This is a genomic window from Mesorhizobium sp. Root695 (genome assembly GCF_001428185.1).
In the GTDB taxonomy this organism is placed as follows: domain Bacteria; phylum Pseudomonadota; class Alphaproteobacteria; order Rhizobiales; family Rhizobiaceae; genus Mesorhizobium.
This window is the reverse complement of the sequence record NZ_LMHO01000006.1, coordinates 143483-156496: the sequence shown is the minus strand read 5'-3', so window position 1 is coordinate 156496 and position 13014 is coordinate 143483. Positions and strand designations below refer to the sequence as shown.

9 protein-coding genes and 3 pseudogenes are annotated in these 13014 nt (G+C 58.0%); 7 read left to right on the top strand and 5 right to left on the bottom strand.

The genetic code is table 11. The annotated features are described in order from the left end of the window. Window positions 1-32: 32 nt before the first annotated feature. Entirely contained in the window at window positions 33-1433 is a 1401-nt protein-coding gene (locus ASD99_RS08490) for a helix-turn-helix domain-containing protein (RefSeq protein WP_057143307.1), read from the top strand. Between the two features lie 47 nt (window positions 1434-1480). Continuing rightward, a pseudogene (gene xth, locus ASD99_RS31925) lies at window positions 1481-2165 on the top strand (exodeoxyribonuclease III); the annotation flags it as partial. 58 nt (window positions 2166-2223) lie between these two features. On the opposite strand, the gene ASD99_RS33175 reads toward xth, so the two are convergent. The 4 genes and pseudogenes from ASD99_RS33175 to ASD99_RS08460 all read right to left on the bottom strand — a co-directional run bounded on the left by ASD99_RS33175 (window position 2224) and on the right by ASD99_RS08460 (window position 6035). Further along, window positions 2224-2409: a hypothetical protein gene (locus ASD99_RS33175; protein ID WP_156388948.1), complete on the bottom strand. Its 186-nt coding sequence runs from the start codon at window positions 2407-2409 to the stop codon at window positions 2224-2226. A gap of 232 nt (window positions 2410-2641) precedes the next feature. Beyond that, window positions 2642-3506: pseudogene (locus ASD99_RS08475) on the bottom strand (hypothetical protein). 592 nt (window positions 3507-4098) lie between these two features. Next, the gene (locus ASD99_RS08465) at window positions 4099-5169 is read right to left on the bottom strand and encodes a GGDEF domain-containing protein (protein ID WP_413813924.1); all 1071 of its coding nucleotides are present in this window, start codon (window positions 5167-5169) and stop codon (window positions 4099-4101) included. 425 nt (window positions 5170-5594) lie between these two features. Further along, window positions 5595-6035: a hypothetical protein gene (locus tag ASD99_RS08460; RefSeq protein WP_057143303.1), complete on the bottom strand. Its 441-nt coding sequence runs from the start codon at window positions 6033-6035 to the stop codon at window positions 5595-5597. Window positions 6036-6547: 512 nt separating this feature from the next. On the opposite strand from ASD99_RS08460, the pseudogene ASD99_RS08450 reads away from it, so the two are divergent. Further along, window positions 6548-6907: pseudogene (locus ASD99_RS08450) on the top strand (carbohydrate ABC transporter permease); the annotation flags it as partial. Window positions 6908-7361: 454 nt separating this feature from the next. Here the strand turns inward: ASD99_RS08450 and ASD99_RS08445 are convergent. Next, window positions 7362-8252, bottom strand: coding sequence for a patatin-like phospholipase family protein (locus tag ASD99_RS08445; RefSeq protein ID WP_200950976.1), 891 nt, complete (start codon window positions 8250-8252; stop codon window positions 7362-7364). A 379-nt stretch (window positions 8253-8631) separates the two neighbouring features. Here ASD99_RS08445 and ASD99_RS08440 point away from each other — a divergent pair, with 379 nt between their 5' ends. The 4 genes from ASD99_RS08440 to ASD99_RS08425 are packed head-to-tail and all read left to right on the top strand — an operon-like array spanning window position 8632 to window position 12990. Continuing rightward, a complete protein-coding gene (locus ASD99_RS08440; protein ID WP_244497663.1) occupies window positions 8632-9828 on the top strand; it encodes a patatin-like phospholipase family protein in 1197 nt (398 codons plus the stop codon). Next, complete coding sequence (locus tag ASD99_RS08435; RefSeq protein WP_057143301.1) at window positions 9825-10847, top strand: cyclic GMP-AMP synthase DncV-like nucleotidyltransferase; 1023 nt, start codon at window positions 9825-9827, stop codon at window positions 10845-10847. The genes ASD99_RS08440 and ASD99_RS08435 overlap by 4 nt, the downstream gene beginning before the upstream one ends. 11 nt (window positions 10848-10858) lie before the next feature. Next, window positions 10859-12544 (top strand): ThiF family adenylyltransferase, encoded by a 1686-nt coding sequence (locus ASD99_RS08430; RefSeq protein WP_082583194.1) that lies wholly within the window; start codon window positions 10859-10861, stop codon window positions 12542-12544. Further along, window positions 12535-12990: a Mov34/MPN/PAD-1 family protein gene (locus tag ASD99_RS08425; protein ID WP_057143299.1), complete on the top strand. Its 456-nt coding sequence runs from the start codon at window positions 12535-12537 to the stop codon at window positions 12988-12990. Before ASD99_RS08430 ends, ASD99_RS08425 begins: the two co-directional genes overlap by 10 nt. Window positions 12991-13014 lie beyond the last annotated feature (24 nt).

The window sequence follows — 13014 nt, the reverse complement described above, 5'->3', positions numbered from 1 at the left end:
ACAAAAACGCTTTGTGATGTTGTAACTTCGGGATGCAAAAATCCGGTGTATACCTTGGCCCCCGGTTACGGCGGCTTCGCAAAGATCTAGGCCTGACGCAGGCAAATATGGCCACCGAAATAGGCATATCGCCATCGTACATTGCTCTGATGGAAAGAAATCAGCGACCGGTCACTGCGGAGGTGCTGATTCGTCTGGCAAAGACCTATACAATAGAGCTCTCGACCTTAATGGAGGACAAGGATCCGAGCTTGGTGGATCGGCTAAAAGCCACAATGAAGGATCCCATATTCGCCGATATTGAAATCTCGCTGGTCGAGATCGCTGATCTCTTGAGTAACTTTCCGGGTTTTGCGGACGCGATGCTCCGCCTGTACACGGCTTACAGGAGCGAACAATTTGCTCTCGCGGACCTGCAGCAGCTAGCAGGCAGCCGAGGCAACGTGGACGGCCAAACGGATCCAGTTGCTTCTGTTAGGGTATTCTTGGCAGCACACCGAAACTGCTTTCCTCAGCTAGACTCAGCTGCTGAGACAAAGGCTCTGGAAGTCAATCATGCCGGTGGACTGGTAGCGTTTCTAAAGCATCGACATGGGTTGAGTGTGCGACGCTTGCCGCACGACGTCATGATGGGGTCGGTTCGGCGCCTCGATCGGCACCGGAGAGAAATCCTGCTCGATGACGGACTCGATGTAGCTAGCCAGAATTTTCAGTTAGCCCAACAGCTTGCCTACCTGGAGGTCAACGACGAAATTCAGAAGACTGTTGAGGGCGCAAACCTCGTTTGCGAGGACGCCCGCCACCTCGCTCATCGCGCGTTAGCTGGGTACTTTGGTGCCGCGGTTTCTATGCCCTATGCGCAGTTTGCGAAGGCAGCCGAAAGCAAGCGATACGATGTCGAAGCCATCTCCCGGCAATTCAACACAAGCTTCGAGCAGACAGCTCATCGCCTGACTACACTGCAAAAGCCCGGCCAAGAGCGCATACCATTCTTCTTCATCCGCGTCGATAACGCCGGAAACGTTTCGAAGAGGCTAGATAGCGCCAATTTCCCATTTGCGCGGCACGGAGGCGGATGCCCTTTGTGGAGCTTGCATCAGGTATTCACTTCACCAAGAACTGTCGTGACCCAATGGCTGGAGTTGCCTGACGGTCAGCGCTTCTTTTCGATCGCAAGAACGGTGAGTTCGGGCGGAGGAGCTTATGCGTCCGCCCGAGTGACGCGTGCTGTGGCTTTAGTATGCGAAGCACGCCATTCCGAGCGAATGGTTTACTATGACCGCAATATCGCTCCCGTGTACACTCCAATCGGCATATCCTGTAGCCTTTGTCATCGGGCTACATGCTTGTCTCGCTCAGAACCGCCAATCGGGCGTAGCATATTGGCTGATGCCTTCAGACGTGCCGAAGCTCCTTTTGGCTTCTCTGACTGATTGTCAGAAGCCAAAGATCCTAACTATCAGGCGAGTTCCGGATTGCCACGCGCTATGACGTCGTCTGTCTTCAAGAACTCCAAAACATCGGAGGCGATCCGCGAGACGGGATACGGCGCGATCTGGCATGGCCAGAAATCTTACAACGGTGTCGCTATCCTAACTCGCGGAGCAGACCCCATCGAGCGCCGACGCGGGCTTCCCGGCGACCCGGACGACAGCCATAGCCGCTATATCGAGGCGGACGTTAGCGGGCTCGTTGTCGGCTGTCTTTACCTGCCAAACTGAAACCCCGCACCCGGTCCCAAGTTCGACTACAAGCTGCGCTGGTTCGAGCGCCTGATTAGCTACGGCCAGGATCTGCTTGCAGCGGGAGCGCCGACCGTGCTGTGTGGAGACTACAATGTCGTTCCAACTCCGATTGATGCCGTGGTGCCGCGACGATGGATTGGCGATGCGGTTTACTTTCCCGAGAGTCGTCAGGCCTATGCCAAGATGCTTGAGGACGGCTGGATAGATGCAGTCAGGCGCATCCATCCCGAAAAGGGGGTCTATACTTATTGGAATCACTCCTATGGCGGCGGCTACGACAAGAGTTCTGGCCTGCGAATGGACCATTTGCTGGTCAGTCCCTCGTTGTCGCCCAGGCTTGGCGATGCCGGGGTAGATGTTGAGACCCGAGGGTGGGAGAAGCCGAGCGATCATGCGCCGGCATGGATAGAGCTTGAGTAGCCCGATTTTGAGGGGTCGAATTCCGTCAGCGATTCAGACGGCGTTCTTGCAGCAGGCTTCAGACGGTGCCGCGCTTGTCCGAAACTTGTTGCATATTTCGGGCATGCCCGACAGCGTTCACCGGTCGCGCGTGCTTGCACGGATCGAGTCCAAACCCGACGAGATCTGGACCCCAGGCGACTTTGCCGATCTCGACACGCGCGCCGCGGTAGACAACACCCTGCAGCGCCTGGCTGCTGCTCAAGAGCTTCGCCGGATCGACCGCGGTCTCTATGACCGGCCGCGCCACTGTGCCGGACTACCGCGCCGTGATCCGTGCCGTGACCCGCCGCGATAGATCGAGCCGGTGCCCAACATGGTCGATGCGCTTGCGCGGACTACGCCAATACGACGGCTATGATCTTCGGCACTCCACCGAGCTTCGATGACATTATGGCATCGGCGCACCAGATAGAGCAGGACCTTAACAGTCGCACCTAGCAGCCCATACTGGACCGCCGCCGCTCCATTCTGGCCGCCGCCTTTCTTGCCACGCGCAACTCGTCGATCGTGGGCTGCCTCCAAATCCGGTGGTCAAGCTTCGATCCGGGACGCGAGGGCCACGTTTTCACCAGTTCGGCGAGTGTAGCGGGGCGCCATTGCCCCCAAATGCTGAGATTGGGATATCGGCGTAAGAGGCACGAAGGATCTCCGGATCGACCGGCTCGCCATCGCAACCGACAAAGACCACGATGCCATATGCAGATGTCATCACGGGCCGACCAAAGGGCGGCAGGTTATCCGGATCTAACGGATAGCGTCGGCGTCGGCGTTCATTGGCGCGAGCACGCGAGGCTCGTTCCTTTCCGACCCGCGATTAGCTTCTCGGCGTTTCTTGCGCTCTTCTGGTTCGTTGCGCCTGGCCGCCTCCTCGATCCGGCTCCAGTGCCGGCGCAGGACTTCATATGATCGGTAGGGGACCGTCCACGCTCGGCGATCGCCATCCCAGGAGGCAAACGGCACCTCGCGCATTTCGTCAACGAGGGTGCGGGAATAGGGCGTAACCACTTCCAAATGATCATGAAGGCGCCGGAGATACTTCGAGACGATGGGATCAAAGATGAAGGCGTCGCGGCCTTTGAGATGGGCATGCGTTTGCGTCTGCGAAAGCTCTCGTTCGAGCCATCGATTGAAACGCTGCGCGGCGGCTTTGCCTGGAACGAACCATGCCTTCAAATCATCGTTCCAGCGGGCGCGAGGAAAGGTCTTTCGAAACCGCTCGACCGTCATGCGGTCATATGGAAATGCCGCCCTCGCGCCAGAACGATCGTTGCCGTTCGAACTTTCCTTGCTATCGTTCATGCTTGATCAACGCTCTGCAGTCGGCAATCGCTTGTCCCAGAACGTTTGAACCAGGTGCTCGGTTCTGGGCAACCCTCGATTCGGCCTTGTGATGGACACCCTTGTTCATGGCGACACGGTCGGCGCTTGTTTCGGGTAGACCGGGAACTCCGGGGCGAGCGTCAGCCGCAAAACCGCGATCTGGGGAGCACAAGGATGCGCTCTACACAGCCGGCGATCTCGACAGCCGAAAGGCCCTTGGTGGGATTGTCCACGACGGGCCGGTGGAGCGACCGGATAAGAACTCGGCACGCTCAACCAGCACCGGAGTTTCATCCGCGGTTTCGCCGGTCAGGACTTCCTCGAGTAGCTTGTTCGCGAAAGCTTGGATAGATCTCGGGGCGATGTCCTCGACCGGCTCGCCGTACGCGGGTGACATCAAGAAGTCGGCGGTTTCAGCTGGACGACGGCGGCTGTCGCGCTCTCGTCGCGGCTGAGACCAGCCAGACAAGACGATGGCGGTCAGCGATGTCGTCTGGCCGTTCGTGGGTGGCGTCCGCGCTCAACTGCGAGCCGGCGCTGCGGGATCGACCTCGCCTCCGAATCGATGGCTTCATCGTGTCGATTGGATACGTTTGCGCCCGGCTGATTCCGGTTTATGGAGTAGCACTCGGTTGCGGCCGGTTTGCTTGGCAAGATAGAGCGCAGCATCCGCCTGACGCTGTAATTGCTCCGGTGAGATGGCGCCATCAGCACTTTGAGCCGCAACTCCAATGCTTAGGGGACGCAGCGCGACACGCGGGATCCAGGGTTCGGAAAAAGCGGCGGCCTCAACGCTCTTGCGGATTCGCTCTGCCACAGAGACGGCCTCTTCTTCATTCACCCCGGGCAGCAGCACGAGGAACTCTTCGCCGCCGTAGCGGGCCACATGATCGCGATCGCGCCTGACGTTGTCCTGGATAATCCGGGCGACCTCGACCAGACAGCGATCGCCCTCGGCATGGCCATGGTGATCGTTCAGCTTCTTGAAGTGGTCGATGTCGCACATCAGCATCGCGGCACCGTCTGGGCAACGTCCGCCACCGCCCCACAGGTGGTCGAGCCTTTCCGTCATCCAGCGCCGGTTGGCGATGCCGGTGAGCGGATCGGTACTCGCCAGGAGTTCCAGCCGATCGTTCGCGTTCGCCAGTTCGGCGACCCTGTGTCTGTCGCGAAGCTCAAACAGGAAGGTCTTCTGCGCGAGAATTGTCATGATGCGGCGCGCGGCGACCGTTGCGAAAATACCGCTGGCGAAGAACTGCGTCGCAGCCACGGCACTGCCGAGTTCAATAGCCGGGTTCAGCAGCTGAAAAATGAGATAGAGACCCGGCGCCAAGGCGGCGATGGTCAGTGTCCAGGCCAACGGGATGCCGAAGATGATGATGGCTGTAATGGCTACGAACAGCATGACGTTCAAATGCCGTTCGTAGAACTCGCCACCAGCGAGTACGCCCACCAACGCGACCGACAATAAGATAAGAAACATGCCTGCTATCAGCGCTGTCCCCTGCAACCAGGTCGCCCGCGGTTGTCGCCAAACAAGGTCGATGCCGATAGCCACGGGCGGAATGATGGCGCCAGGCAGCAGCATGGGCACCGCGATCCCCCTTGGAAGGATCAGCATATTGAGCGCCAGGGTCAGCACATCCAAAAAGCCACCCAGATCATCCAGGCACGGATGATCTTCGCCGTTTGCGACCAGATGCGTGTTCGAAACAGGTGTTTGATTTCGCCTTTGAGGCGGATATCGCGCGTGCGCCGCGCCAGAAGTTGGTCAACTTCTGCAGTTATGGCAGGGTTATCCTGCACGTCGCGGTGTATCCGATCTAACACAGTCGATTGGCCCTTAAACTGCTTTCTCCTCAACATTTGTGCGACCCGTCCGGTCGTAGGCTTCGAGCGAACATACACGGCTATCCTGAAGAATTGATTTCGAGCAGGAACTGCCGCGAATTTGGTCGTCCACGGCAGCAGTCGCGCCGGTCGATGTCGCGCGCGGTCGCCGGGCAACCACCTAACCGCCTCACTGTCGCGTCGAGCTGCTCTGGGCTTTAGACAGCAGAAGCACGCCTATGTCATCAATGTCAGCTCGGACTTGCCTTCTCGCCTATAAGGAGTGGTGCAGAATGTGCGCCGGCCCTGCTTGCGTCCCTCGACATCAAGCCGACGCTGGACATGATCTTCTATCGTCAGGCGCCGGATATTGTCCGGCTTCTCTCGCATGGATATTACATCGCCGTAATGCATGCGCTGCAACGGATGATCGGGGATAGCCTCGTTGACCTCATCCGCGATCCGGTCAAACATTGCCAATGACCATTCACCATCCTCGGGATCGATGCAGACGGGATGCCCGGTTGAAAGCTCAGCTCGCCTCAGACCGACTAGGAGTGCCTTGGGCTCGATATCGGCACCAATCAACTCGAACACCCGTTTGGCCAGATGTTCCAGGCTGAAACGAAAATGGGATTGATACCCCCACATGAACAGTTTGATAGTGTTCGGCTTCACTGCTTCTCCTCAAAGAACCAAGTCCATCAACTTCACCAGACCCGCCCGCTCCAGAACCGTCAGTAGTTGTTCCAGAAGAGTCTTAGGCTGGTGCGGAATCTTTCATAATTTGCAGTTGACCAGCAAACGTCTTGGTAGTCGCGCACAAGCCAGTGAAGCTCGTTCGCGCACGTCAGGTCATCCCTGTTCGAGTTCTGAATGAAATTGAGGCAGTTGTTCACGGACATTAGGTGGCTATAGCCGTACTGATTGCTCGGGACGTTATAAAGAAGGCCTTCAATGAAGTACGAGGGTGCAACCCCAGCGTCTAGATAGCCTTCCTCGATCATGCGGTTTCGCATGTTTTTGAAGACGCGGAATGTCCTCTTCACCCAGGAACCCGTGGCTTGGTTCTTGTTCGACAGGTTGTCCCGGTGCTGGCGCGGGTAGTTAACGATACGACGGCCGTTCGCGGTCTCGAATACGATGCCTTCCTTATACTGGGGCTCCATGAGGCTTCTGAGGGGCGAGAGATGAGCACCGCCACCCGTTCCCTGCCCCGCACCATCGGCGCCCACGCGATCCTGCTGACCTACACTGCGATCGCGCTGTTTCCGGTGATCCTGGTGATCATGAATTCGTTCAAATCCCGCGCGGGAATCTTCGGCGCGCCGCTGACGCCGCCGACGCCGAAAACCTTTGACCTGATCGGCTACACCACCGTGATCGGCCAGGGCGACTTCATCCACTATTTCCAGAACAGCCTCGTCGTCACCGTCGCCTCGCTGTTCTTCGTGCTTTTGTTCGGCGCCATGGCTGCGTTTGCGCTGTCGGAGTATCGCTTTCGCGGCAATTCGCTGATGGGTCTCTATCTCGCGCTCGGCACCCATATATGACGTGTAGTGCCGGTGCTCTGCCGAAACGAGCACATTCGCATCCCGACGGTTGCCGCTTGCCGGAATGAAAATCGCCTTGTTGCCTACCGTGACACCGGCATAGTGCCGCCTCAGCCAAGCGGCCACGTCTCTCTTGAAGTCTGACAACTCGTAGTCAGATGCAACGCGGTTACGCTGGTATGCCGCCTGCTCGCCCGCCTGAAGGTCATCGGTATTGTGATAGAACGTGGAGGTGAGGCGGATAATGATATCAACGTCGCTGTCCGCATAAATGTTCGTGTCGTTTGCGTAGGAACCCTGAAGAAAGTCGTCGAATGACTTCAGGTAGTATGGTGACTCGGTGCTGTTCAGAACGGCTCTGATAGCCTCGTGGGTGACTTTGGACTGCGTCACTGATCCCTGATGGGACCACGTCTGCAACTGCTCGTCTGAAATAGGCATAAGGTCTCCGCTAGAGCAGAAGCGCCCGGATCGCAGTTTCCTGCTTGCCGAACGAGTCCCGGCCGCGGGTATGAATCAGGTCAAGCTTGGACAGGTCGTGTTCAAGAAGGTCGGTTTCCATTGACGGTTCGGTGAATGCTTCGCTGACGCGGACGGTCTCGATGTCGGGAAAGAGTACGCGGCGAAGCTGCTCCATCGACTGGGAATTAATATTGAAGGTTTTCTGAATCAGTTCGGCTTCTTCCGCCCAGGAGATGAGCCATGCCTTCGTGAACTTCTTCACGCGTGGAACAGGATAGTCGCCGACGCCGACGTTCAGGACCTTGATGCGTTCGTGGGGCACCTTGTACGCGCGAACGGCATCTGCGATCGCGTAAAGTGTCGGGTTGTTAGCGCAGAACCCACCATCCAGCAGCAGAAGCTCATCCCCGTTGATTTTGAGCTGCCGCCTCGCGAAGAATGGGTAGGCAGAACAGGACGCCTGCACGGCGTCGCTTAGAGTGCAGCCGAACCCGGGAACGAAGGTCGCGGCGCGGCCGTGAGCCTGTTTTGGGTCGGACTTGAATATGATAGGTGTCTCCATCACCCACTTGGTCGCGACCACACCCAAGCCGGTCTTTGCCGCATAGAACTTCTTCTTCTTGAAAATCTCGTCGCCCAGATTTTTCAATGCCGCCGACCGATTCGCCTTGTCCCTGGGACGCATCACGTCGGGCACGTGTTTCCGGTAAAGCTCAAGGATTTTAGAGACCGGCGTGCCGATGGCTAGGAGCGTGCCGATGATCGCGCCAGTACTGGTTCCGAAAATGAGGTCGAACGCCTCATGAAGGGGGCTTGCCGAGCATGGCCTCGACTTCGTGAAGCACGCCCAGGGTGTAGAAGCCCTTCGCTCCACCTCCATCCAAGGTCAGGACACGAAAGGGTTTATCGGCAGCTAGGTCCGCCATTGATGCCCTCAAAGAAAATGATCATTTGATGTAGGAGCTCACGCTCAATAACAAAAGGGTATCAGCTAAACTTGGTCTTCTTTATCACTGACATTCTGCTGCACTGCAGCGAGGGCAGACTCAATAATAGGCGTTCATTACGACAAGGTTGACCTCCACCACAGACAAGAAGGTGCGGAGCGACTCATATTCGCGTGCTTCAGCCGAAATATCGGCTTTAAGATCGCGCAACCACAGAGGCCAATTCACTTATAAACAGGTTTCGCCCATAGAGTTGCACGCCGCGATGTTTCACTCTTGAGCACGATATGTTCCTGCAATAAGCAGGAAGATATGAAGATTCTAAATTTGGCCGGCATCTGCAGAATCATTAGAAACAAGGTATGTAAAAAGGCAATGGAAGCTGCTGAAAATACACCCTCCCCGGCAAAACCGTTCAGGGTCCTGTGTCTCGACGGCGGCGGCATGCGCGGCATCTACACTGCTGCGTTTCTCGACCGTTTGCTCGACCAATATCGCAGGATACGCAAGGTGGAACATCTCGACCTGGGCCGAGGCTTCGATCTCATCGCCGGAACAAGCACGGGTGCCATCATCGCCTGCGGCGCGGCCATCGGCCGCCCTATGAGCGACCTCGTCAATCTCTACCGGGACTGGGGTGGTCGAATTTTCCCGGAACGCATCACCGAGAGCAAAGGGACGCTTTTTGCTCGCATCGCGAAGGGTGGCAACATCGTCAGAGCCGGCGACGCGGCGCTGCGAAAAGCCCTCAGTGCGGAACTCGGGGACATCACCATGCTCGATGTCTATAGAAAGCGCGGAATTTCGCTCTCGATCCCCACAGTGGCCATGAGCACGCACCGGGCGTGGGTCTTCAAGAAGACAAAGACGAGCGGCGTCCGCGACGACAATTATAAGCTTGCCGATGTTTGCCTGGCTTCGAGTGCGGCACCGATCTACCGGTCTTTGGCAGCAATAAAGAATCCCGACAGCAAGCACGAGCAGATCGAGGTTTTTGCCGACGGCGGACTGTGGGCGAACAACCCGGTCATGGTGGGGATGCTGGACGCGCTTATGAACGCGGAAAATGGGCAGCCAATCGAAATCTTCTCCCTGGGCACCTGCTCGCGGCCTGAAGGCGAGGAGATTTCGCCGACAAAGGTTCATAGGTCGATGCTTCAGTGGAAGCTCGGCGCCGATGTCGCGCCGCTCAGCATTACGGCCCAAGAGTTCGCTTTCGACAACATGGCCCGCATGTTCTCCAATGTGTTGAGCAAATGCGGCAAGGACGTCCACCACGTCCGCTTCCCGCAGCAGAAGATCCCGGCGTCGAAACTCGAGTATCTCGGTCTCGACGACAGTAGGCCCGAGGCGATGAATGCCCTCATGAGCCAAGCCTCGACAGACGCCGACATGGTCAAGAGCGCCTGTGACGACGCTCGGAACCCGCAAGGTCAACTAATCCACAATCTCATGATGTCTCTGCCCACGATGCCGGAGACGGGCATACCCAAGGAGCTTTTCCAATGAGAGACTGCCATCTCCAGGTAGCGAAATACCAGCGCGAAGAAGTGCGGCTGCCGAACGAAGCCCGCAAAGACATCTTTGCAAGGGCAAAGACCAACCGCAAACGCCTGAAGGACGGCCTCGCCGCGAACGAAGATCCGACCCCAATCGGCCAGCGGACGCAGGGCTCCTACGCCATGCGCACGATGATCGTCGAGAAAGACGAGGACTATGACATCGATGACGGCGTCTATTTCAAGAAGGACGACCTCGTTGGGCCGAAAGGAGGCGATATGACGCCTCTAGCGGCCCGCGATATGGTGTGGGATGCGCTCTATGACAAGCGTTTCACCATTCCCCCGGAAGTCCTCAAGAACTGCGTGCGGGTCTACTACAACGAGGGCTACCACATCGATGTACCCGTCTACCGCCACGTCATCGTGAAGGACGCCTGGACGGGAAAGGAAACGGACCATTACGAACTGGCCAGTTCCAACTGGAAACGCTCGGATGCACTGGCGGTAACGTCGTGGTTCCAGGGCTTCAACAAGGAAAGATGCGCCAACGCATCCAAGGACGGCGACAAGGGGCAGTTCGTTGAGGTCGTCAGGTTGCTCAAGGCCTTCGCGCGCAGCCGGACAAGTTGGAAGGGCAAGATTTCGAACGGTTTCGTTATTTCCAAGCTCGTGGCCGATCTTTGGGCCGGGGTCGCCGACCGCGATGACAAGACGCTGCGCAATGTCGCCAAGGCGATCAGGGACAAGCTTTCGTGGTCGCAAGCAGTTAAGCACCCGGTTCTCGACGAGAATATCATCGAGGAGGGGAATGCGAAGGCCAAGTTCCTTCACGACAGGCTCGATGAGAAGCTGAAGCATCTCGACGTTCTTGACGAGGGGGACTGCGACCACGAAAAAGCGATGAGCGCCTGGGACAATTTCTTCAACACGGACTGGTTCTCCCAGCAACCCGATCCGGACGGGGCGAAGTCGCTTACCCAGAAAGTTGGCCCAGCGATCAAGCGGGGTGAGACCCGGTACGCCTGAAGGCGCGACTCATGCTAACCATCGCCCAGGCAGTTGATGCCGTCTCAGCACTTTTCGAGCGTTATCGGCCGGAGTACATGGGTTACCGGGCCTGCGAGGACGGCAAGGGGCGGCCGACAGGCCGTCACCTGTGGCTGTTCGAGGTTTGGGGCCACGTTCTGTCCATCGTGGCCGACACCGCGTTCCCGTATTCGCGGCCGAACGCCTATATCGTCGACTATGATGCCTCTCAAAACCTGCCGCATGTCGAGCTCGATGGTCGCTTTTGCCTAACGAAAATCGAATTTTCGACCGATCCCGCGGACGCCGCCCGACAGGTGCTGGCGGAAGCTCTCGAACTCCTTGACGCGCATCAGACCGGCGCCGAAGACCACGATCTCCAGGAAGACTTCACCAACTACTGGAACCAGCGCGCCGACGTCGCCGGCCCGGCGCTTTCGTTGCTCTACCAGGAACGTGCTTCGAGTGGTTCCTATGTCCTAGCTGGCAACGAGGTCTTCGCCTTTGCCAGCAAGGAATTGATGGTCCGGTGGTGGGGCAATCGGAACGGGGCGCCTCCTAGGCACACGAATGCCGCCTTTTTCGTCGACCTCAAACAGTTTCCTTTACCTTCGGAGTTCCCCGCGGACTCTAAAAGCCTTCTCGAGCTCCTCCAGACACACGCCGTCGATGGGGGAGAAGCAATGTTAAAGGCTTTGAGTATGGTCCCGAACGGGGTCATCCTGGTCCTGGTCGGCAATGCGCCTTCCGGCCACCGCCAGTTTGCTGGCATCCGGCTGCTGAAAACCCTTCTCCCCCATAAGGCTGGTTCGCGACGCAAACCTCAACTCAAGCTTCGACCCGGGGCCAAGATCGCCGTTGGCGACCTTCTCGGACACTACAACATTCAACGCTTGCACACGTCACTGCTTGACAGTTCGGCGTCCCGCAGCATCATCGCCCTGACCGATCTCGCCAAGAAGAGAGTGGTCGTGGTCGGATGTGGCGCAATCGGCGCTGGTGTGGCGCGCCTGCTTGCGAAAGCGGGCGTCGGCCGTCTTGATCTCGTTGATCATGAGAACCTCGGCTGGGAGAACATTCGACGTCACGAACTCGGTGGCCGCAGCGTTCGGCATTCGAAGGCGCAGGCCTTGGCGTCGGACCTACGGCAAGACCTACCGGAAATCGTCCAGGTGAGAGCTTTCTCGAAAACCGTTCAAGACCTCGTCGTGTCCGGAAGCGACATACTAAAAGGCGCGGACCTTATCGTGGCAACTACAGGGTCATTGCACGCCGACGTCTTCATCGCCGATCTCGCACGGCAGGAAGCTCCACCGATCGCCGTCGTGTTAGGCTGGATGGAGGCATGGGGCGTGGCCGGGCACGCTTTGCTGCTGTCGGGAAATGGCGCTCGGTTCATGGACGGGTTTGAGAATGGTGTTCCTCGGCGCCCTGCCTCGCGAAACGATCGTCAGCCACCCAAGGAATGCGGAAACTCCACGACACCGTTCGGAGCGGTTGAGGTCGTCGCGGTCCAGGCGATGATCGCTGAACTGTGCCTCGATCGATTGCTGGAGCCAGGGTTGGCCGACACATGGCGGACATGGTGGACGTCAGATCGGAATCTTGCCCGCGCCGAAGGGCAATGGACGGAGAGGTTCATGGCGACGAAGCCCGTGGCATCGGTATCAGGAGTGATGGAGCAACAGTGGCCGTAATACTTGAAGGCACTTCAGTCATCGCACAGTTCGATCGCGTTACGGTCCGGTTCTCATCAAACGTCCTCGCAGTCTTCAACGCCCGTCGACAGACGGGTTGGTTCAGCAAGGAGGCCGGGGGACAGCTGTTCGCCGATATCAAGGCCGACCTTTGGCACGTGCTAGCGGCGACCGGCCCAAGGTCGGCGGATCGCCGGGGCCGTTTCCACTTTTGGCCGGACCGCAAGGCTGAGCAGAGGGAGATCGACCGGCATTTCGCTGAGGGACTTCAGTACGTGGGAGACTGGCATACGCATCCGCAGAAGATCCCTGTTCCGTCTCAGAACGACATCGCCAGTATCGAGAACGTAGTCAGGGAATCGACCCTTTATACTCCGGGCCTGTTGCTTTGCATCGTAGGTCTGGCACCGTTTCCAGATGGGTTACACCTATCTTTCCACGCCTGACGGCGGCTGATCTCTGGGCCGCAA